The following is a 21985-nucleotide window of genomic DNA, read 5'->3' as shown; positions in this document are numbered from 1 at the left end:
CTACGCATGAAAATAAGTCTTTGCTTTCGCGTAGATGCGGAGGAACTTCCCGCAAGGTTAGTTCCTTCTTTGCAGGCTAGCTTTAGACTAAAGCTTTTAGCAATGCTTGAAGTTTAAGTTGCACTTCTATTAATTCTTTATCTGGATCGGAACCTGCAACAATACCTGCACCAGCGTAAAGTCTAGCGCGATCGCCATCTATTAATGCGGAACGAATTCCAACGATAAACTCACAATTACCATCTGCATCTACCCATCCTAGTGGTGCGGCATACAAACCCCTCTCAAAGCTTTCGTAACGGCGAATTTCAGTACAAGCTACATCTGGTGCAGCTCCAGCAACGGCGGGTGTGGGATGCAGTTGTGAAACTATTTTTAAAGGATGGACGTTATCCGGAACTATGGCACTAATTGGTGTCCACAAATGCTGAATATTAGATAACTGTCGCAACCGGGGTGGTAAAACCTGGGGTAATAAACCAAGCTGAGATAGACGTTGAGTGATAAAATCAATTACTAACAAATGTTCGTGTCTTTCTTTTTCACTGTTGAGCAAGCGATCGGCATTGGCAGCATCTTCAGCAGGTGTTTTGCCTCGCGGCGCACTTCCTGCCAAAGCATCCGTGATTAATTGCTGCTTGTGAATACTGATTAAACGTTCTGGGCTGGCACCAATAAAGTTTTGTCCTTGACCGTTGCTTGTAGAAAAAATATAACAGTTTGGATGGAGATGGCGCAGATTATTTAGAGAATTAAATAAGTTAAAAGTGGTGTTTGACTTAACATCCAGTATATCTGCAAGCACTATTTTACTCACATTTTTAGACTGAATTGTTTTTAAGGCTGACAAGACTGAATGTTTAAATTTATCCGGTTGAGCAACAGATTTTTTACTGAATTTTGGCTGTTGGCAATCCCGATGATAAGAATAGAACCCTAAAGAATGAAGAATTTCTATTTTTCTCCACAGGATATGCAAGATTCTTTGAACGTTGACACCAGCATTAATAATAGTATTAAAGACTAATATACAGCGCTCACCTTTAACAGCTACTTGCCAACGGGGAAGAAAAACAGTAGCTGCTGAAAATGGATAACTTTCTTGGCAATTTCTTTCAAAAAAGCTGAATCCACAAAAAAATATAGGTTTAGAGAAAGGTGCTTCTGTCTTACCAAAACTAATTATATTGCTTAAACAATATTTGATAAATTCCTCTGATTTATAAAATCTATCCTTACCTTCTATTTGTAATTTTGCTACTGCATCAATGGCAGCGATCGCTTCATTTTTGCCTTTGTTCTCCCAATAAAAATTCAGTTGATTGGGTTGTGTCAGTTTATCAAGTACTACAAGTGGATCGACTGAGTCAATTTCCAGTGAAATACTAGCTATTTGAGTGGAATTACTTTTGATACTTTTTTGCTGTACAGCAATAAGGAATCTGTACAGTTCTTTGTTATATACAAAGAAGTCTACGCTACATGGTGAAACTGTCATCACTAGCAGTTTAGTAAATTTTTGTGAATTTATCTTTATAAAGAATGAGAAATCATGGTCGTATTTCTACTAGGTAACATAAAGAGTCACAGTTTCACTAGCGTAGGAGAATTTGCAAGTGCGTAGTTTAGAAATACCCTGTTTATTCCTTACCCTGTTTTGGTCGAACTGTAAAAAGTTGTTAATTACCTCTTTGCAACTACGCAAATTTATGTATGTGGACGCAAACTACTTGCTGTGATGGCATGGGGATAGACTCATACCGTTTCATTTAAGATTGACACGAATAGAGGCAGGGGGCAGGGAGCAGAGGGAAAGAATTAAAGACCAATCATTTGTATCAGGCTTTTCGTTAAACAACAGCTAACTACGCTCAAAGTTGGCGGAAGTATTTGATATTTTAATAATTCGTAAAAAACTCTTTCCGTTTCCTTCCAAGCGTAAAATTATTCCATGAGATTAATAAGTTTAATTGAATTCAGGTTTTTCAATGTCAGCAAATTTAATTAATATCACTAATCACAACCCAACTAATCGCAAATTGTGGATGGCAGCGATTAAACCACCTATGTACAGTGTGGCTATGATGCCAATCTGGGTGGGAACGGCTGTAGCATTCACCGAAACTAAGATTTTTAATGCAGCTATTTTTTTTACTTTTTTAGCAGCAGCAATCTTAATTTTAGCTTGGGAAAACCTCAGTAATGATGTTTTTGATTCTGAGACTGGAATTGATAAAAATAAACCTCATTCGTTAGTAAACTTGACTGGTAACAAGCTATTAATATTTTTATTAGGGAATTTATTTTTATGTTTGGGTTTGTTGGGAATACTAGCGATCGCTTGGTGGCAACATGACCCAACTGTAATTGGATTAATTGTGGTTTGTTGTATTTTGGGCTACCTCTACCAAGGGCCTCCATTTCGTTTAGGATATCAGGGTTTAGGTGAAATTCTCTGCTTTTTTGCTTTTGGGCCTTTAGCAGTATCGGCAGCATATTACAGCCAAACTCAAACTTGGTCAATCTTGAATTTAGCAGCATCGGTGATTGTCGGCATTGCCACAACATTAATTTTGTATTGTTCGCACTTTCACCAGGTTGAAGATGACTTGGCAGCAGGAAAGCGATCGCCCATTGTTCGCTTAGGAACGCAAAGAGGCGCACAAGTTTTACATTGGTTTACTGGTAGCATTTACATCTTTACTTTTTTGTTTGTGCTGTGGGGAATTTTTCCTGTGTGGACATTACTGAGTTGGGTGAGTTTACCCTTTGCGATTAAATTATGTCGTCACGTTCAAGAAAATCATTACCAGCCAGAAAAAGTCAGCAACTGTAAATTTATTGCCGTCGCCGTACATTTTTGGTGTTGTTTGCTGTTTGGTGCCGGATTTATAGTTTAAGACAGACGGCAGATGGCAAAAAGCAGCGCGCCCTTGCGGGTTAAGCGCGTCGAGTGCGACTGCCCAGAGGCAGAAGGGAAGAAAGGGAAGAAAGCTATTAGCAACTAGCAAACAATGCACTATAAATTTGAGTTTCGCCCTTACCAGCGGAAATTTGTGCGTGCAGTTGTCACCAGCCACGGTATGTGGGAAATCCGTGAAGGTATTATTCTGTGCCTCACTGATGAATCTGGAAAAGTAGGTTGGGGAGAAATTGCCCCGATCACCTGGTTTGGTTCCGAAACTCTAGAGCAAGCCTTAAATTTTTGTCGGCAACTATTGCCGGAAATTAGAGAGGAGACTATTTTTTCTATCCCTGATGATTTACCCGCGTGCCAATTTGGGTTTGAATCGGCACTTCAGGGAGTAAGAGAGTCGAGGAGTGAAGATTTTGAATTGTTAATTTCTCCCCCTCCTGCCTCTGTTACCTACAGTGGCTTGCTGCCTGCGGGAGAAACAGCTTTAGAGGCTTGGCAAAGGCTGTGGCAGCAGGGATATTCTACTTTTAAATGGAAAATTGCCGTTTATCCTACGTCTGTTGAACTAAAAATCTTAGAATCACTCGTTCAAAGCTTACCAGCCTCTACAAAATTACGTTTAGATGCCAATGGGGGACTCAATTTTGAGGAAGCTAATTTATGGCTGACAACTTGTGACAAACTAAATGCCAATAGTGAATTGCCAGTGGAAATTGAATTTATCGAACAACCCTTAGCTGTGGATCAATTTTCGGCGATGTTGGAATTGAGTAGGCGATATCAGAGTGCGATCGCTTTAGATGAGTCAACAGCCACGCTGAAGCAACTCGAATACTATTACAACCAAGGCTGGCGAGGAATTTTTGTTATCAAACCTGGAATAGTCGGTTCTCCTTCTCGTCTGTGTCAGTTTTGCCAACACCACAAAATTGATGCTGTGTTTTCATCGGTGTTTGAAACAATCGTTGGTAGAAAAGCAGCGCTCCAACTAGCAACAGAATTATCCCAATACAACCGAGCAGTCGGTTTTGGTATTAACCACTACTTTGCTGAAGATGATGCTGTTTGGCTGGAAAATCTATGGTAAGAACTTTAAAGCATCTTGTCGAACAGGCATATTCTCTACCTAAAGATTGGTTAATTTACGAACATAGCCATCAATTTTTACAGTTAACCGAAAAATACTATTTAGAATTAACGCAATTTTCGCACTGGCAAACACCACCGAAAATCATCTTAGCTGAACGCGAACCAGTACAATTTTTAGCAGCTTTTCTTGCTGCTTGTGCAACTAACAGTTCAGTTTTTCTTTGCAATCCCAACTGGGTAAAAGATGAATGGCAACAAGTATTTGAACTTGTACAGCCAGATATTATTTGGGGAATGGAAAGAGGACAAAGGAACTCGGAGCCCCCTCTGGGGATAGGGGTAAAGGGGGAGACAAGAAGACAAGGGGAAAAGGAAACTATTTTTGAATTCTCTGATTCGCCAAAAATTATGATTCCCACTGGTGGTTCATCGGGAAAGATTAAATTTGCCATCCATACCTGGGATACGCTAACAGCATCTGTACGAGGATTTACAGAATATTTTCAGTTACAGCAAGTCAATTCATTTTGTGTTTTGCCGTTATATCATGTCAGCGGTTTAATGCAGTTTATCCGTTCCTTTACCACTGGCGGGAAATTAGTTATTTTGCCTTTTAAAAACTTAGAATCTTGTCAATTAACCAATATCAATCCATCAGATTTTTTCATATCTTTAGTACCAACTCAATTACAACGCCTTCTCCAAAATTTCGATTTCACTCAATGGCTATCCCAATTTAAAACAGTTCTTTTAGGAGGTGCGCCGGCTTGGGAGGAACTATTAGTAAAAGCGAGATATTATCAAATCAATTTATCTCTAACCTACGGCATGACTGAAACTGCTTCTGGAATTGCCACTCTCAAACCTGATGATTTTCGTCATGGTAAAGTAAACTGTGGTCAAATTCTTCCCCATGCCAAAGTCACTATTCGCAACGAGCTAGGAGAAGCTTTACAAACCAATCAGATTGGCAATATTGCTATTCAAGCTCAGTCTTTATACCTTGGTTATTATTCTTTAAATACTGCTTTCAAAGAAGCTAATTATAGCTCGGTTTCTATTTTTAACACAGATGATTTAGGATTTTTAGATAACGAAGGTTACTTAAATATTATTGGGCGTAGTAGTGACAAAATCATTACAGGTGGCGAAAATGTCTATCCCTTAGAAGTTGAATCAGCAATCAGAGCTACTGCAATGGTAATTGATGTTTGCGTAATTGGAATCCCAGATCGAGATTGGGGACAAGCTGTAACAGCTATTTATGTTCCCAAAAATGTAAGTACCTCTTCAGAGGAAATTCAAAATTTACTTAAAGGTAAACTTAGTAAATTTAAAATTCCCAAATACTGGTTTCCTGTACAATTTTTATCTCGTAATTCTCAAGGCAAAATTAATCGCCAGCAGCTACAACAAGAAGCTATAGAACACTTAAACCTCTCAAATCGCTTCTCTTGATTTTCTTCTCTCTGTGTTCTCTGTGTCTTTGCGGTTTGCCTCCAACCATCCAATAACCAATTCAGGCAACTCTTTTCTATTTCTACTATTTCTCTCAATACAAACGTGTCTGGTGATAGCCTTAGAAACCATGACATCGGCAACTACAATTTCATAATTGATTTCAAATTTATCAATGCCTAGCTTTTGTGGCATCAAACTAATAGTTAACTTATCACCACAAAACATTGGTCGCAGAAAATCTACACTTGCATGAACAATGGGAAAAGCTACAGATAAATTACCAAAAAATTCCTTAAGATGAATACCTGATGCTTCTAAAGATTCTTCATAAGCTTCATGACAAATACCCAAAACATTGGCAAAGTAAACTACACCAGCAGCATCAGTATCTTGAAAGCGGACGGTGCGATAATAAGTAAAAGGCATCGGTAAAAACAAGAAAGCTTAGAGCTAATTTTACCTGAATTTGCAATCAAGCTTTCACCATAATCTTTGATTTATTGCCAGAAATATCAAAAAGGATAGAAAAAGAGAATAGGAAAGTAAAATCTGCTAAGTTGAGATTGTTACATTTTGTTATACTGAACAGCACTAAGTAAAACCAAGTTCTTTGACATTTTAATTCACATCTTGCACTAGTTACTTGATTGCAATTTTTGTAGGGTGGGCACTGCCTAAATTTACTTAAACCCCTATTTTTAAGTTGTAAAAAGTGCCCACCTTACGGTTATTGAGACTTGTTTTTTTTATTACTATCAACCTTGAGCGCAATTTTATTCTCAACGACAGTTCTAGCGCAAACCGACATTAACAATAGTGATGTGACAATTGCCCCTAAACACACCGTGGAAAATGTTCTTGCGATCGCACGAATAAAACATCTGTTCCCCGTTCCCTATGTTTCTTCAGAATATATCAACTCAAAGGATAATATATATCCTCAGAACAGGGATTGAGATAGGGACGCTGCAAATCGATGCCAAATTTAGCAAAATGCTTATAGATAGTTTGTATACGCTCTTCAACAGAATTTTTGCCTTTTTGCCAAGCCTCCAATAAAGCATTGGCAACGATTTGACAACGATTTATACCAAAACTTTCTTGAGCAACAAACTTTTGATTTGGTTCTTCGGCAAGACTTAGCCCAGGTGCCAAAAACTTTGTAAACAAGGGAGTTTCTGGGTGAAAGTGAGATTGATGTTGTGCATATACAGCTTGCAGAACTTTCCTGACTGCGGGATAGTCGTGGCGTTCAAAGTAAAGCACCCCTGAATCATAACGTCCGTAAGCAGAATAATTGTATGGAACTTGAAAACTAAAGGGAATAGCTTCATCATTCAGTTCCAATGTCAAGCTCTCCATCATCGCGATCGCTCCTGACGGAGTTAAATTTAAGTAGATTCGCCCTCTTCCCAAATCAGTATCAAAGTTTGCTTGTACTTTTTGCCCGATATTGCTAACTGCCACGTAGCAACCATCTTGAAGTCGGTTCTTCGGCATCCAAATGTCGATCAAATCTCCCACTTTGGCAGACTGCATCATTGGTTCTAAATGCCGAGCCTGGTTTGCCGGAGCCAGACTAATGCTTTCTATATGCATCGTCAAGCCACCTTTTGTTACCGCCAGACTGCCATCAGGTTCTCGACGCAATACCTGCCAATCAGGATCAAAGTAACCAATGCCGTGATTGTTCTCGTGCAATTGCTCGTATAATTGCCTATCAATTCCTAAAATCGAATTATTTTCTAAAGATTTATGTGGTAGATAATCTGTAGGTTCGGCATTTAATGACAAGACACTTTGCAACGAACCGTTGTAATAAATACCGTAGATGAAATTTCGCAGTAGCAGAGTAAGATACTTATGCTGTAGCTCTGTAGAATTTTTTTGAAATCTCTGTGCTAACTGACTTGGCAGGGCAAAGGGTTGATAGTTGGGATGACAGATGCAAAATTTGGATTCAATCTGGATATTGCTGGCGATATCAAGCAAATAACGATCGCAAGAACCTAACATGATTCAAACTTTAATACTTTGAGAGGAGCGTGGCAAAAGATGAAATTACTTACTTTATACTCCACACTTCTTGCTTCATCCTGAACACTTAATACTTTTCTTAACACCCACGTAAACGGCTTTTATTGTTAAAGAGGCGAACCAAATTTTGTTCTTTGTTCGCTTGTGGAAGTTTAGTTAATTTTGCAAAAGGTCTGACAATTTCTGATTCAGATATACCAAAAACTGTCATTACAGATTCTTGGGGTTTTGTTAGTAAATCTTTGGCAACTTGGAGTATATAAATACCTATACTATCAAAGTATCTGCCATATTGAATACTTTTTTGAATATTCTGAATCAAAACCAAACCTGCAAATTGAACAACTCGCTGGATTAAGTCGCGTCGATACTCCAAAATCATTGGAAAAGCACTCAGATAAGCCTGGATTAATGCCAATATGGAAGACTGGAGAATTTCTAGAGGTATTGCTGCTAACTGGAGAGATTCTTCTAAGGAGAGCGAGGTATCTACGACTAGGCTTTCTAACCAAATTCCTAAATAACTTGCTACTAAAGTTCCTAAATCAAAAGCAGGTTCTCCCCAAGCACAAGCTTCCCAGTCAATCAGCCGCACTAGGCAGTTATCTAGTTGATTCCACCGAGAATGTACCAAAATATTTTCTAGGTTCAGATCGTTGTGAGTTAGGCAACAAGGTTTCCATGCAGCTGCTAATTCTGCGATCGCTCCTTCTATGCTCTCATAGCGTTGGTAAAGAGCATAAAATTTCAGTGCCTCAGTCGGAACCTTACCAAAAATATCTGAACTAATTGACTCTATACCTTGGGCTGGATTGTAATACTGATAGCGAAACTGCCCTTGGGGAGCCGTTGCCATAAAATCACGGTATTCGCGGCGATTGAATGTGGCACGATGCAGCACGCCCAAGCTACTACCAATAGCAGTGGTGATTTCTAACGGATAAATATCGCTGCTTTGATAAAACTTTCTTAGCTCAAAATACTCCGATAGATAGTTGCGAACAAGAATAGAATTTTTTTCATCAAAATGCAGAACTAACGACGCGATTTCTGCAATGTTTCCTAAAACCGGGAACTGTTGCAACAACTGATGAAACAGCCATTCCTTGAAAAACTCCTGAGGAATGCGGTTATCGTCAATTTGATGTTCTTGTTTGACTAGCAGCGTGCGATCGCCTTTGAGAGTCACCAGTAAGTTGGCATTTTTGTTGTTAGTCTCTGGCAACCTTTTGGCTGATGCGCCATCTTCTGAGCTACACAGATCTGCTTGTTGCAAATACTGAATAACGTTGTAAGAAGACAGTGTAAATATCATGTATATTTCCTAAATCGTAGAATTACTTAGAAAATTGGCAACGTTGTTATTAGCCTGATGTTACGCAGAGCTAAATAGCACAAACTTACAAGTATCATTAGTGATTGGTACTATCTATTAATATCCTATACCTTTAAGAAATACTTGCCAAAATGGCAATACAGCCTTTACTGTTACTTTAAATTTTTCTCCTGTATCTATTCAAATCTTTAAATACCTGAGTGGAATTACTGACGTATCTACAATTTTAAAAATAGCAGATTTTGATATCACTGATTTGCGTGAAAACAGCAGAATTAATCACTACTAATTAAATCTCTCTGTAGAAATTTAGGTTAAATTTAATGATTGTTTGCAACCTGAAAGCTTGAAGTAGTCAATGCTCAGGACAAAAGTAGAGTAATCACTAATTCCCCATCGTTACCAAGTAATACTCACGCTGCCCTAGTTACCAGGTTCAACCTGGTAACTAGAAAAGCCTCTGGCTCTCACAGTCAAAAACATTTATTCATCACCTCAATCAATAGCAAAAAAACTGAACAACTAGACAAAGCAAGTCGCTTGATAGTAAGCGTTTTTCTACACAAAAATATTAATTTACAAACAAGAATTTCCGCAGTGTAATAATTACTGAACCTGAACTCTAGCTCTCTAGAAATTTATAAATGTGTGTGAAATCAAAAAGAAACGGATAGGTATAAATCACCTTTGTACATCGAATTCAACACTCTTTTTGGATTTATACGAGAAAAGTAGAGTTATGTTAACTGAGTATAAATTAACTTAAGCACTCTCAAGGCTGGTTTGTACTAATTAGAACAACGATAAGCAAAACAATCAAATTCAACGTCATACGCAGCCTGTAAGATCCCCGACTTTTTAGAAAAATCGAGGATCTGTGTTTTCAGTTGAAGTACTTCAATTCCCATCTAACTTGAAAAAAGGTTAAAAGGGAGCTAACGGAAAGCTTTCCCCCAACCCTGTTCCCTTCTAAGTTGACTTACCTACCAACAGAGGCTGCGCCCAAAACATAGTGCAGCCGAGTTCGTTAAAAAATCACTTTTATGTAATATAAATGTACTAATACTTGTTTTAGGAATGAATTGCTATGAAAATGACACTATCTTCTTAATGCCATAAATTGGTGTATCATCACTGCCAGAGTTAGCATACCCAAAATAGTCATTAACCCAGCAGGCATAAACTTACGTGTTTTGGCTAGTCTAAATGCAAAGACAACCAATAATACAGCAGTAACGATCGCTGCTAAAGTCAAACCCCAAGTTTGTCCTTGAAGCCGCGCAAAAGCCGCGAAAATAAGCAGCAAGCCGCAGATGCTAGCACTGACAAGGGAAATATTGCTACTAGCATTGATGTAGCCAATAATACCGCCAATAATTGTAATGATGCCGTAGACAAGGGCGGCAATAATATCTAAAGCCATTGTTAAAACCTATGTAGATTTTGATTTTACCGCAAGCGTCGGCAGACAATTTATCATAGCTATCTAGCTAAATAACTTAATCGATTGATGGATAATCAAGCAATCGCAAAGGTTCAATTTCTTCAGCGTCAAGCAGCATCCCTCTTACTCTACCAATCTGTTCTACAAACAGAAGTAGGTGTAGCATTTATGAATTTGTTGCAAACTATACGTTACACTGAGGCAGATGCGAGGAGTTGCTTGCAAGCCTATGGTAATTACTTTAGATCCTTAGCAGCGACAAATCAAAACTGGGAGGAATATTTAGTAACTCAAATTCTCAAAGACGATAATCCTTTTACAAAAAAAGCCCAGCAGCAGAAATTTGCAAGTTTGCCTCCAGCATTGGTAGCAGCGGTTAGACATGATTTACAAGCGCTGCAACATCTATATGAATGCAGCACTGCGACTTTGAGTGAATGGGTGCAATGTGTAGCGCATTTACCTGTGTCACCAGTAGTGTGGTATAACGAGCAGGATGGAGGAGAAGTAATTCAAGACTTACATTTAATAGAGAAACTACAAAAGTTAGAAAATTGGGCTGAGGCTGCAGAAGACTTAGCAGTTTATTATCAAAAATTTGGCATCGGTTTATTTGCCGAGTATCAAGCGCTGCGGTGGCAATCTGGACAATTTATTGGCATACGCTATCCCGATCCAGTGAAATTGAGTGAACTGACAGGTTACGAGTCACAAAAAGAAGCTTTGTTAAAAAATACAAAGTTTTTACTATCGGGGCAGACGGCACTGCACATATTACTTTACGGTAGTCGCGGTTCAGGAAAATCTTCTTTAGTCAAAGCTTTGCTGAATGAGTTTAGCGATCGCAACTTACGCTTGCTGGAAGTAGCAAAATCAGAATTGAAAGATCTACCGATAATTGTAGAACAGTTGCGAGGAGCGCCCCAGAAATTTATCATCTTTGTTGATGACCTTTCCTTTGAAGAAGATGATGATGCTTTTAAAGCATTAAAAGTAGTGTTAGAAGGTAATTTAACTGCACGTCCGCAAAACGTCGTGGTATATGCTACTTCTAACCGTCGCCATTTAGTGCGGGAGTTTTTTGCTGATCGCCCCGCTCCTAGAGATAACGATGAAGTTCACGCTTGGGATACTATGCAAGAGAAACTTTCGTTTAGCGATCGCTTTGGTTTAACTTTAACTTTTGAGCCTGCCGATCAAAAAACTTATTTAAAAATCATTCGACATCTTGCAGACTTAGCTGGAATTAATATTCCCCAAGAAGATTTGGAATACCAAGCTTTGCAATGGGCAACTCGTCACAACGGGCGTTCTGGTAGAACAGCAAGGCAATTTATAGATTTCTTAAAAGCGGATTTGTCAATTTTTGGTTCACGCAATAATTCACTTACAACCTAGTCATATATATCCATCTGCTCATACAATGATTCTCTCCTGTTAACAAATTAATATAAATTCAATGTGTCTAACCTAACTTATACAAAAAATGTGGATATTTGATATTAACAGATAAGTAGGTAGATCAGAAGAAAATTAACTACGTTAAGGGATGCAAAATGGTTGAAGGTATTACCAATATCTAATAACTAATGACAGCCTGAACTAGTTAACTTGATTTGTACTAACCTACTTAAAACTCTTCTTTACACTAGACCTATGCTCAAATCAAGTAATATGCAATCAGCAATGGCAAGCAATCGATTTATTTTAGGCATAGTTGCCTTCGGTATCAGTTTTGGACTCAGTCTTGCTCTTACCTGGAATTTTGGTAAATCCTTAATTATAGGTTTAATAACCTTGATTGTGACTTATAGCGCACTATTTGTAGAACAACAACAAAGAAATCATGAAATGCTTGCAAGACGTGATTCTCTTCACAGGCGCATCAGAGAACTTGAGGGATTGAAATCGCGTATGCTCGCAGAAATAAATCAGCTTGAGGCACATCATGCTTTACTCTATCAAGAGTCAAACAAGTTTCAAAATCAAGTAGTAGAACGTCGAAATCAAAGAGATATTCTTAATCGTGAATTAAGCAGTTTTATTATTGAGAAAAAACAGCTAGAATCACAGATTAACTATTTACAAGATGAAATTAGTACTTTGGAATCAACCAAAACAGAAATTAACAAATCGTTTTCTAATCTAAACGCAGAAAAAAGACGTTTAGAATTGAATTATAACGTATCTAAAGCTGAAATTAATCAATTACAAACTCAAATTAGTCAACTTCAACAACAAAAGCAAGAGTTAGAAAGTAATTTAGTTTTACTGGGTAGACTCAAACCTCAATTGGAAGAAAAACTATACCAAATGAGAGTTAAAATCCATGAATTGGAAACAGAGGAAAAAAGACTTAGCCAAATCTTGATAGATGGAAAAAATGAAACAGAAAATGTAGAGTCTAACTTAAATTCTTTACGTACACAAGTAGCAGAGCACGAAACTCAACTGCATCATTTACAAGAGCAGGTAGTATTGTTGCAAGATGAACGGGACAATTTGCAAAGCCAAGTATGGGAATTGCTACAACAAACAGAAGTTCTGCATCACGATAACTTGCTTGAGCAAGGACAAGAAGAAGAGGTAGATTTATTTCCTTTTGCTGAAATAATTGAGCCAGTAGAAAATAATAACTCTTCTAGTGAAATTGTAGAAATTATCCCAGAAGAGTGGGTTAAATTTATAGAGAAGCTTCCCGCTCATGAAATTCAAGTTCTCAAAGCAATTATAGAGCAGGAAAACCCTTATACTGCTATTAAAAAAATTGCTGAAGATAACATTACAATGCCAAATTTATTAATCGATTCTATCAATGAGCGTGCCAATGATACTCTTGGTGAGTTGATTATCGATCCAAGCTTGGATGTTCCACAAATTTATGCAGAGCATCAAAGCAACGTCAAAAGAGCGATCGCTGTCCATCAAGACATGATGGCGAGACTTACCTCATCAAATTAGAATTAACAGAATCACTAGTCACTGATTTAACCGTGAATTAGGGTATGCCCTTCAAAGGGAGCGGCTTGAAAACTATACCTACCCTCAAGCTACAATAATGCGAAGTGAGGTGATCTACATGGCAAAGCTCAAAATCTCGAAAAAAGTATCTACTGCAATCATCAATTCTCTCAGTGCGGGAGTAGTGCCACGAGTTGGGCTTGAACAAATAGCAGTCGGTAGAGAAAGAGAACTTAAAAGCCTGTTACAAAACCTCGATGACATCGCAGAAGGTATAGCAGCATTTCGCTTCATCATTGGCAACTATGGTTCGGGTAAGAGCTTCACACTACAACTGCTTCGTAATCGTGCTATAGAACAAGGTTTTGTAGTTGCTGATGCTGACTTATCTTCAGAACGCCGACTAGCGGGAACAAACAATGAAGGATTGGCAACCTATCGAGAATTAATGAGCCACCTTGCCACAAAAACTCGTCCTGATGGTGGTGCTTTAGTCTCAATTTTAGAAGGATGGATTAATAAGATCCAGCAAGAAGTAGCCAAAGAAACTGGAATGCGCCCCAATGATGATGGCTTTGACGATCAAGTTGAAATCAAAATTAGGGAAGTAGTTCAATATATTGAAGATTTAGTTCACGGTTTTGATTTTGGTAACGTGATTATTGCTTATTGGCGTGGTTACCGTTTAGATAATGATGATTTAAAAAATGCCGCTTTGCGCTGGTTGCGAGGAGAATATAACACTAAAACTGAAGCAAAAGCAGCCTTGGGTGTGCGTGTAATTATTGATGATGATAGTTGGTATGACTATATAAAATTATTAGCTAAGTTTGTGGCTGAAATTGGTTATCAAGGTCTTTTAATCTTACTTGATGAAGCTGCACACATATATCAAATACCCACTACAGTTACACGAGAAAAAAATTACAACAGATTGTTAGCGATATTTAATGATACCATGCAGTGCAAAGCAGAGCATCTTGGTGTTTTTATCGGTGGTACAACAAAATTTTTAGAAGATCCAAATCGTGGACTTTTTGCAGATGCAGCTTGGCGAAGACGTACAAAAGAAAGCCGTTTTGTAACTCAGGCTAATGTGCAGGAATTTTTAGGCCCGGTAATGCGGCTTAATCCATTAACAGAAGAAGAAATCCTGACATTGTTGCAAAGATTAGCTGAAATTCATGCGCTTAATTTTGGTTATGAACAGACTTTAAAAATTCGCGATTTGAAAGAATTCATACAAGAAATTGCTAATCGTTTAGGTGCAGAAGCGTTGCTAACGCCTGGTGAAATAGTGCGGGATTTTATTAGTGTATTAAATGTGCTTCACCAAAATTCAGGAATCTCTTTTGGTGATTTAATTCATGGTGTTAATTTTAAACCCACAGTCGCAGGTAAAGATTCAGATGTGGATGAAGGTGACGTAGCAGAATTTAGTTTGTAAAAGCCCTCTTAAAGCCCCTCAGGGTATCAATCTTGCTAACTCACTCAATTATTTTAGTCATCAATTATTGATATATAAAGAGAAAAATATAAATGTTAAGATGAAACAAAATTAACAAAAAAATCATCAACACTTTTGACTTAGCCAACTTGGGAATAATTCAGAGTGTGAGGAGGATGGAAACTATATGCGGATTTTACTCGTCTATCCTATATTTCCCAAAACCTTTTGGTCATACGAAAAAATCTTGGCATTAGTAGATCGCAAAGTTTTGCTGCCACCCTTGGGTTTGGTGACAGTAGCGGCGATTTTACCCCAACAATGGGAATTTAAGCTTGTCGATCGCAATGTTCGCCCAGTAACAGAAGAAGAATGGGCATGGGCAGACTTGGTAATTTTCTCGGCAATGATTGTGCAAAAGCAAGATTTGCTCGACCAAATTCGGGAAGCCAAAAAACGTGGTAAGTTGGTTGCTGTGGGTGGCCCTTATCCAACTTCTATGCCTGATGAACCAAAGGCAGCAGGGGCAGATTTTCTCATTCTCGATGAAGGAGAGCTTACCCTGCCAATGTTTGTTGAGGCAGTTCAACGAGGTGAAACATCTGGAACTTTCCGCGCTACCGAAAAACCAGATGTAACTGCAACTCCAATCCCTCGCTTTGATTTGCTCGATTTTGATGCCTACGATATGATGTCAATTCAATTTTCGCGTGGTTGCCCTTTTCAGTGCGAATTTTGTGACATCATTGTTTTGTATGGTCGCAAACCCCGTACCAAAACGCCTGCACAACTTTTAGCAGAGTTGGATTATCTATACGAGTTGGGTTGGCGACGTGGTGTCTTCATGGTGGATGATAACTTTATCGGCAATAAGCGCAATGTCAAGTTGTTGCTCAAAGAGTTAAAAGTCTGGATGCAGCAACACAATTATCCTTTCCGGTTTGACACCGAAGCTTCTGTAGATTTAGCGCAAGATCCAGAATTGATGGAGTTGATGGTTGAGTCTGGTTTTGCGGCAGTGTTTTTGGGAATTGAAACACCAGATGAAGATAGTCTGCAATTGACGAAGAAATTCCAAAATACGCGCAGTTCCCTTGTGGAAGCAGTGCAAACCATTATCAAAGCAGGGTTGCGCCCAATGGCAGGGTTTATTATTGGCTTTGATGGTGAAAAAGCTGGTGCAGGCGATCGCATTGTCCGTTTTGCCGAACAAGCAGCAATTCCCTCGACTACCTTCGCTATGTTGCAAGCGCTACCAAATACAGCACTGTGGCATCGCCTCAATAAAGAAGGAAGACTCCGGGGTGGTAAAGACGGCAATATCAATCAAACTACTTTGATGAACTTTATCCCCACTCGCCCTCTAGAAGAAATTGCTAGAGAATATGTGGAGGCTTTTTGTAGTTTATATGACCCAGTCTGCTACTTAGATCGCACTTATCGCTGTTTTATGATGATGGGTACGCCAAAGTGGAAAGCACCCTTTAAAATGCCAGATTGGGTGGTTGTGAAAGCGCTGTTAATTGTAATTTGGCGGCAGGGAATCAAACGAGAAACTAGATGGAAGTTCTGGCATCATTTGTTCAGCATCATCAAACATAATCCAGGAGTTGCCGAGCATTACCTTGCCGTTTGCGCCCACAATGAACATTTTCTAGAGTATCGTCAAATTGTCCGTGAGCAAATTGAATCTCAGCTAAAGGAATATCTCGCCCAAGGTACAGAAAAACCCTATGTACCAGAGCAGAAAAAAGCAGAAGCCTATGCTAGTTAAGGATGGGGATTAGGTATCGGGGATTGGGTACTGAAGAACACAAAGACAGGGGGACAAGGGGCAAGAACGTCAAGCACGATTTCCCCTGTTCCCTATTCCCTGTCACCTGTTCCCTAGCCCCTAAAAGCTTTAATCCATCCTTGCTGGAGCGCTGTATCAAGAGCGATCGCTGCAATTGCAAACCAAAATACGCTTTCTGTTGCCATGACGATTAATGGCACAATTGTGCTGGCAAAAGTGACTCCGACATCGATCTGGGTTAACCCCCGTACTAAACCAAAGGCAAGCACCCCACCTGATTTGAGGTGTGGATTTTGATCTTGGCGGATGATATAGCGGTAGGTAACGCCAAACAAAAAGCCTGAGAAGGTTACAAAACTACCACTCAACAAGAAATGCCAATCTAGCGACTGAATGTTTAAACTGTTAAGTGCTGAGAAATGCTCAGTTAAGACCAAACTATTGAGCAAAGATGTAATTAGATAAGCTAAAAAAAGGCAGAAACCTCCTAAAACTCCTGCTTTCAAGGATTGTAAGCGTTCTGTCATCAAATCCATATCGAGGTGTTGTTGATTTAGCTAGGAATTGCTTGAACTGACAAATCACAATTCCCAGTATCATAAATAATGGAGTAGTTTTGTAAATTAGTTTAGAAAGTAGCACTATGGCGATTTTGACACTAGGATGGGTTTCACTGTTGGTTGTTTTCACCTGGTCAATTGCAATGGTAGTTTGGGGACGCAACGGATTGTAGAGGCATCGTGGAAAGTCCACTTCTGAGTATTTTGGCTTTGGTTGCTCTAGTGCTGCTAGTAGTAGTTACTGGAGGAGTTGGTTATTTAACGCTAGCAAATTGGCGCGATCGCCGTCTTCAAGAACAAGAAAAACGCGAACAGCGACGCCCAGTTTCTAAGCGAAAGGAAAAATAATCAGAGTTAAGAGTTAAGAATTGGGAGTTATAAATTTAACTTTTAATTCTTAACTCTCAATTTTTGAATATTTTAAAAGTTAAGTTACACAATCCAAAATTTAAAATCTAATATCATCAAGACCTTGACTGTCTATGATAATACTCATAAATTAATGCTACCGACATTGCCAAGCCAGTAATAGCTAATGCTACTAATGGATTTTGTCCTTGGCTAACAGCAAAGGATGTGACAATACCAGCACCCAAGGCAGCAGTTACTGCGGCAGAAATCCAATCATACTGGGAATTACGATTGTACATAATTTTTATCTAGGGTAATTTTCCCCAATTTAAGGTGTTAGCTTCTCATCAAAATAACACCACACTTTTAGCAATTTTCCCTTTTAGTAAAAATCGCAATTAAGCTTTACTTTTATTAACTTAAGAAGATTTGGATTGCGAATGTTTATAGTATTCAAAAAAACACAGATCCCCACTTCTTTAAGAAGTCAGGGATCTTACCAATTTAGTTGTTCCAGTTATGTATTCTTATGTATTCCAACTACAGCAATCCTAAATCATTCGTGAAAAATTTGGAAACGATTGGGCGAATAGAAATCGCCAGGATGTTATTTTACTGGGTATTCTCTTGTTCATCTACTTTCTGAGTATTCCCTGCTTTTATCCAACCTTCTTGTGTACCATCCTCTAATCTAATCTTTTGCCAAGCTTTATCACTGCTTTCTTCCAAAATAATCACTTTTTGATTAAAACCGACTCCACCAACACGTTCTGCATCTGCTGTGGGTTCTTTTCGCATTGTCAAACCCTGTTGCCAAGTCACACGTGCTTGATAAGCTCCTGATGGCAATGGTTTTGGTGATTCTTCAGTCTTGAGTTCTTCTTTGGGTTTTTCTGTGGAACTGGGGTTTGGTGAGGGAGACTCTTGGATAAAGGCACCAGAGGAAGTTTTGACTTGCTCTTTCGATGTTTGATTGTTAGGTTTTGGAGCTTGCGCTTTCACTGCGGGTTTATCATTAGCATAAATCGGTTTTGCAGGTAGTGCAGAAATTCGATTCATAAGATACAGCGCTGTTGCAACTCCGCCACCAATTAAAATAGCGATCGCCAATAAAAAACCAAGTACAAACTTTAATATTCCAACTAGCATATTTACAACTTCAGGATTATAAAGATAGGAAATAGGAATTATGACTATTGTAGAGGCGCTTTTAGTTTCATCTATAAAGAAGTTAAAAGTCATGATTTGAGCTTCATAACTCTTAACTTTGAGCTTGATAACCCGCTATTTTAGCTAACGTTGAATGCGTTAGCGTAGCTTGCCGAAGGCATCGCTCAAGGGGCTGTGTTTTGATGCCAATCGCGCTCTACCAGCAGCAGCCCATTCTTGCAGTTTTTGAATTTGCTCTGTGGCAGTGCGTGCTAGAGGAATGATTTGACTGGCGGCTTCTAAAATATCATCGGTAGTAAAGTCGCGGTTTTGGCTAAAGCCGATGTGCATCGCTTCAATTAAAGTTTGTTCAATCTCTGCTCCAGAAAAATCGGGTGTTTCATATGCCAACCTCTCAATGTCGTAACTTTTGATGTTATGGGGGCGCAGTCGCGACAAATGCACGTTGAAAATCGCTTTGCGTTCATCCTGGGTGGGCAAACCAACAAAGAAAATTTCATCAAATCGCCCTTTGCGCAACATTTCTGGCGGTAGGGCGTGGATATCGTTGGCGGTAGCAACAACAAACACGGGTGAAGTTTTTTCTGCTAACCAGGTGATAAAAGTACCAAAAACTCGGCTAGTAGTTCCCGCATCACCTTTGCTACCAAGCCCAGAAAAAGCTTTGTCTATTTCATCTATCCACAACACACAGGGAGCCAAGGCTTCGGCAACTTGGATCATTTGCCGCGTGCGCGATTCCGATTCACCTACTAAACCCCCAAATAATCGCCCCACATCAAGACGAAGTAGAGGTAAATGCCAGTGATGGGCGATCGCTTTTGCTGTTAATGATTTTCCTGTACCTTGAATCCCTACCAACAACAAACCACGGGGGTGGGGTAAACCATATTGTCGCGCTCGATCGGTAAAAGCACCTCCGCGCCTAAGTAACCAATCTTTAAGGTTGTCTAGCCCGCCGATATCAGAAATTTGCTCGGTAGCAGGGTAAAAATCGAGAATTTGGGTTTGGCGGATCGTTTGACGCTTTTCTTCCAAAACCAAATCCACATCTTCTGGTAATAATTCGCCGTGGGTAGCGATCGCCCTTGCCAAAACGCGGCGAATACGCTCCATACTTAGCCCTTGACAAGAGCGCACTAAATCATCCAAAAATTTCCCAGAAGGAGAATGCCCTGTCGCTATTAACAACCGTTCTACTTCTGTTCTAATTTCGGCAGCACTGGGTAAGGGGAACTCTACAACCGTCAAAACTTCCATTAAGTCGTCAGGAATAGCAATGCGCGGTGACAACAGGACAATGTTTTTTGGTTGAGACTTGAGCAGTCGCGCCAAGTTGCGGAGTTTGCGGGAAATTGCCACATCTTCTAAAAACCGATGGTAATCCCGCAGTACAAACACCCCTGGTGCAGATGCAGGTACTTTTTCCACCAATTCCAAAGCTTGCAGAGGATTGCGCTGCCCAAATCCCGCATCATTAGGATTGCCCTGGTAACCATCCACAAAATCCCAAGTATAGATTGGGCGATTACCCTGATTGGCTGCTTCTTCCTTAATAGCAGCTTCCACCCGTTCCTCTTCATAGGTGGGAATGTAAATTAGAGGGTAGCGAGCACGCAGCAGCAGTTTAAACTCATCCCGAAAGGTCGTAGACCTGCTATTTTCAAAGCCTCTGGTCATTACTATACCTTTTTATACTATTGGCGTACTAATTTAGGTTTTTTGTTAATGGAAAATATAAACTAAATTTATTTTTATTTGTACTATTTTATGTACTATTCCTGTTACAACTACTTCCTTACCATATCAATTATCCACTGTGGGAAGTCAATTGCTTCGGATGAGGCATTCAACCACTATTAAAGATATTTATCCATCTACCCTAAAGCGTGGCTTGGATTGGCATCCTACTAATTTTGATGCCCATATTGTCCAAAATTGAGGGGATAGCTGGCATTCTTGCAGTTGGGGCAATCTAGCCGATAAGGTAGCCAAAAAAAAGGCGATCGCTACTGTCACAGTTGACATAGTACCAATATTGATACTATGCTTAAATCAAGCTCAAGCGTTAAGTAAAACCAGGTTGTTTTATATGTCATTTTTGTAGAAATCTTCTACTTCTTTTGGTTGCAGCTTGGTATAAAAACGTATGGCTCAAATAGAAAAACTCCTTGCTCAAATTGAGAACAATCCTAAGAATGTAAAGTTTACTGATTTAGTAAAGATTTGTAATCATTATTTTGGAGAGCCTAGACAGCAAGGAACGAGTCACTGTGTCTATAAAACCCCTTGGACTGGAGATCCACGCGTCAACATTCAAGAAAAGAATGGAAAAGCCAAGGTTTATCAGGTTAAACAGGTTTTGGAGGCAATAAAAAAACTTAAGGAAATCGAAGAGGATGTGGAAGATGGTTAACTACGATCGCTATACCTATAAAATCACTTGGTCACCTGAGGATCAAGAGTATCTAGGTCTATGTATCGAATTTCCTAGTTTATCTTATCTCCATGAGAATCGTGCTGCTGCACTCGAAGGTATTGAAAACTTGGTAAAAGATGTAGTAGCAGACATGGAAGCGAATGGTGAAATGATTCCAGAACCCATTGCTGAAAAAAACTATAGTGGTAAATTTCAAGTTCGTATTCCTCCAGAGCTTCATCGTAAGCTAGCCATGGAAGCAGCAGAGGAAAAAGTTAGCTTAAATCGTTATGTAAGCCAAAAACTAGCTTGTTAATTTTTCTGTGATAAGTAGGTAGACATCATTAAATATAAAACTTGAATGTAGGTTGGGTTGACGCTGCTGTTACCCAACATTGATAAAGTTTGATGGGTAACGCTCACGCTCTACCCATCCTACAAATAATTATGACGATCTACTTAAAACACTGTCAGACTACACTTTTCTACGGTCTGCCAGTGTTTTATTTTGTGTACTCTGGTAACTCTTTGGTCAAGTGCTTTTACGAAGTGCAGGGTACTTCATTGTTTGAGTTACCTGCGCTAACGGAAAATTTTGATGAGTATGAAAAGTTCTTGTTAGCTGCAATGAATCCGACATCACGCGGCATCGGGTAAAGAGGGTGGGAGACTTGTTTCCATCCCCGTTAGGGGAAAAGGTTAGGGAAAGTTTAATTCAGATAGCTATGAAACAAAACTAAAACGGTTTCCATCCCCGTTAGGGGAAAAGGTTAGGGAAAGGTAAACTCCGCTTTCATTAGGAGTACTGTTATTTGACCGTTTCCATCCCCGTTAGGGGAAAAGGTTAGGGAAAGTAAAAAAGTGCATCTACTTAAAACAGTCTCATTATACTGTTTCCATCCCCGTTAGGGGAAAAGGTTAGGGAAAGGTGCGGGATCTTCTTCTTTCATCGGCGTTAAAAAGTTTCCATCCCCGTTAGGGGAAAAGGTTAGGGAAAG

22 protein-coding genes and 1 CRISPR repeat array are annotated in these 21985 nt (G+C 39.3%); of the genes, 12 read left to right on the top strand and 10 right to left on the bottom strand.

The genetic code is table 11. The features are described from left to right. Positions 1-82: 82 nt before the first annotated feature. On the bottom strand, positions 83-1498 hold the full coding sequence (locus UYC_RS0123665) for an isochorismate synthase (RefSeq protein ID WP_016874823.1): 1416 nt from the start codon (positions 1496-1498) through the stop codon (positions 83-85). Between the two features lie 490 nt (positions 1499-1988). Here UYC_RS0123665 and menA point away from each other — a divergent pair, with 490 nt between their 5' ends. The 3 genes from menA to UYC_RS0123650 all read left to right on the top strand — a co-directional run bounded on the left by menA (position 1989) and on the right by UYC_RS0123650 (position 5464). After that, positions 1989-2900, top strand: coding sequence for a 2-carboxy-1,4-naphthoquinone phytyltransferase (menA, locus tag UYC_RS0123660; RefSeq protein WP_016874824.1), 912 nt, complete (start codon positions 1989-1991; stop codon positions 2898-2900). A 114-nt stretch (positions 2901-3014) separates the two neighbouring features. Next, positions 3015-4004 carry an o-succinylbenzoate synthase gene (locus UYC_RS0123655; protein WP_016874825.1) on the top strand — a complete coding sequence of 330 codons (990 nt, stop codon included), beginning with the start codon at positions 3015-3017 and terminating at the stop codon, positions 4002-4004. Beyond that, positions 3998-5464 carry a 2-succinylbenzoate--CoA ligase gene (locus UYC_RS0123650; protein ID WP_016874826.1) on the top strand — a complete coding sequence of 489 codons (1467 nt, stop codon included), beginning with the start codon at positions 3998-4000 and terminating at the stop codon, positions 5462-5464. Before UYC_RS0123655 ends, UYC_RS0123650 begins: the two co-directional genes overlap by 7 nt. Here the strand turns inward: UYC_RS0123650 and UYC_RS0123645 are convergent. From UYC_RS0123645 to UYC_RS0123630, 4 genes are all read right to left on the bottom strand, one after another. Beyond that, entirely contained in the window at positions 5447-5893 is a 447-nt protein-coding gene (locus tag UYC_RS0123645; protein ID WP_016874827.1) for an acyl-CoA thioesterase, read from the bottom strand. The two genes, UYC_RS0123650 and UYC_RS0123645, sit on opposite strands and share 18 nt — an antisense overlap. Positions 5894-6382: 489 nt before the next feature. Continuing rightward, positions 6383-7483, bottom strand: a complete 1101-nt coding sequence (locus UYC_RS0123640; protein WP_016874828.1) for a T3SS effector HopA1 family protein — start codon at positions 7481-7483, stop codon at positions 6383-6385. Positions 7484-7583: 100 nt separating this feature from the next. After that, positions 7584-8819, bottom strand: a complete 1236-nt coding sequence (locus UYC_RS0123635; RefSeq protein ID WP_016874829.1) for a phosphotransferase family protein — start codon at positions 8817-8819, stop codon at positions 7584-7586. Between the two features lie 1120 nt (positions 8820-9939). After that, positions 9940-10263 carry a TMEM14 family protein gene (locus UYC_RS0123630; protein ID WP_016874830.1) on the bottom strand — a complete coding sequence of 108 codons (324 nt, stop codon included), beginning with the start codon at positions 10261-10263 and terminating at the stop codon, positions 9940-9942. Positions 10264-10350: 87 nt separating this feature from the next. On the opposite strand from UYC_RS0123630, the gene UYC_RS0123625 reads away from it, so the two are divergent. The 4 genes from UYC_RS0123625 to UYC_RS0123610 all read left to right on the top strand — a co-directional run bounded on the left by UYC_RS0123625 (position 10351) and on the right by UYC_RS0123610 (position 16466). Then, on the top strand, positions 10351-11682 hold the full coding sequence (locus UYC_RS0123625) for an ATP-binding protein (protein ID WP_016874831.1): 1332 nt from the start codon (positions 10351-10353) through the stop codon (positions 11680-11682). A gap of 276 nt (positions 11683-11958) precedes the next feature. Next, positions 11959-13245 (top strand): tellurite resistance TerB C-terminal domain-containing protein, encoded by a 1287-nt coding sequence (locus UYC_RS0123620; protein WP_016874832.1) that lies wholly within the window; start codon positions 11959-11961, stop codon positions 13243-13245. Between the two features lie 118 nt (positions 13246-13363). After that, the gene (locus UYC_RS0123615) at positions 13364-14692 is read left to right on the top strand and encodes an ATP-binding protein (RefSeq protein ID WP_016874833.1); all 1329 of its coding nucleotides are present in this window, start codon (positions 13364-13366) and stop codon (positions 14690-14692) included. 187 nt (positions 14693-14879) lie between these two features. Beyond that, a complete protein-coding gene (locus tag UYC_RS0123610) occupies positions 14880-16466 on the top strand; it encodes a B12-binding domain-containing radical SAM protein (RefSeq protein ID WP_016874834.1) in 1587 nt (528 codons plus the stop codon). 113 nt (positions 16467-16579) lie between these two features. Here the strand turns inward: UYC_RS0123610 and UYC_RS0123605 are convergent, their stop codons facing one another. Continuing rightward, positions 16580-17023, bottom strand: coding sequence for a hypothetical protein (locus UYC_RS0123605; RefSeq protein WP_016874835.1), 444 nt, complete (start codon positions 17021-17023; stop codon positions 16580-16582). A 107-nt stretch (positions 17024-17130) separates the two neighbouring features. Between UYC_RS0123605 and petN the strand changes: the two genes are divergently transcribed. Together petN and UYC_RS39085 are read left to right on the top strand one after the other, a co-directional pair. Then, the gene (petN, locus tag UYC_RS36785) at positions 17131-17220 is read left to right on the top strand and encodes a cytochrome b6-f complex subunit PetN (RefSeq protein ID WP_010998401.1); all 90 of its coding nucleotides are present in this window, start codon (positions 17131-17133) and stop codon (positions 17218-17220) included. Between the two features lie 7 nt (positions 17221-17227). Further along, on the top strand, positions 17228-17395 hold the full coding sequence (locus UYC_RS39085; protein WP_016874836.1) for a hypothetical protein: 168 nt from the start codon (positions 17228-17230) through the stop codon (positions 17393-17395). Between the two features lie 116 nt (positions 17396-17511). On the opposite strand, the gene UYC_RS0123595 is transcribed toward UYC_RS39085, so the two are convergent. From UYC_RS0123595 to UYC_RS38075, 4 genes are all read right to left on the bottom strand, one after another. Further along, complete coding sequence (locus tag UYC_RS0123595; RefSeq protein WP_016874837.1) at positions 17512-17697, bottom strand: hypothetical protein; 186 nt, start codon at positions 17695-17697, stop codon at positions 17512-17514. A 313-nt stretch (positions 17698-18010) separates the two neighbouring features. After that, positions 18011-18640 (bottom strand): SH3 domain-containing protein, encoded by a 630-nt coding sequence (locus UYC_RS0123590; RefSeq protein WP_016874838.1) that lies wholly within the window; start codon positions 18638-18640, stop codon positions 18011-18013. A 66-nt stretch (positions 18641-18706) separates the two neighbouring features. Further along, complete coding sequence (locus tag UYC_RS0123585; RefSeq protein ID WP_016874839.1) at positions 18707-20248, bottom strand: AAA family ATPase; 1542 nt, start codon at positions 20246-20248, stop codon at positions 18707-18709. Positions 20249-20437: 189 nt separating this feature from the next. Continuing rightward, complete coding sequence (locus tag UYC_RS38075; protein WP_157171271.1) at positions 20438-20596, bottom strand: hypothetical protein; 159 nt, start codon at positions 20594-20596, stop codon at positions 20438-20440. Between the two features lie 121 nt (positions 20597-20717). Here UYC_RS38075 and UYC_RS0123580 point away from each other — a divergent pair, with 121 nt between their 5' ends. From UYC_RS0123580 to UYC_RS38070, 3 genes are all read left to right on the top strand, one after another. Then, positions 20718-20984 carry a toxin HicA gene (locus tag UYC_RS0123580; protein ID WP_016874840.1) on the top strand — a complete coding sequence of 89 codons (267 nt, stop codon included), beginning with the start codon at positions 20718-20720 and terminating at the stop codon, positions 20982-20984. Beyond that, positions 20977-21303 carry a type II toxin-antitoxin system HicB family antitoxin gene (locus tag UYC_RS0123575; protein ID WP_016874841.1) on the top strand — a complete coding sequence of 109 codons (327 nt, stop codon included), beginning with the start codon at positions 20977-20979 and terminating at the stop codon, positions 21301-21303. The genes UYC_RS0123580 and UYC_RS0123575 overlap by 8 nt, the downstream gene beginning before the upstream one ends. A gap of 131 nt (positions 21304-21434) precedes the next feature. Beyond that, positions 21435-21644, top strand: coding sequence for a hypothetical protein (locus UYC_RS38070; protein ID WP_127011283.1), 210 nt, complete (start codon positions 21435-21437; stop codon positions 21642-21644). A 16-nt stretch (positions 21645-21660) separates the two neighbouring features. After that, positions 21661-21985: direct repeats of the CRISPR family, unit length 36 nt; unit sequence GTTTCCATCCCCGTTAGGGGAAAAGGTTAGGGAAAG.

It is taken from the genome of Chlorogloeopsis fritschii PCC 6912, from assembly GCF_000317285.1.
In the GTDB taxonomy this organism is placed as follows: Bacteria; Cyanobacteriota; Cyanobacteriia; order Cyanobacteriales; family Nostocaceae; genus Chlorogloeopsis; species Chlorogloeopsis fritschii.
This window is presented reverse-complemented; position numbering and strand designations above follow the sequence as displayed.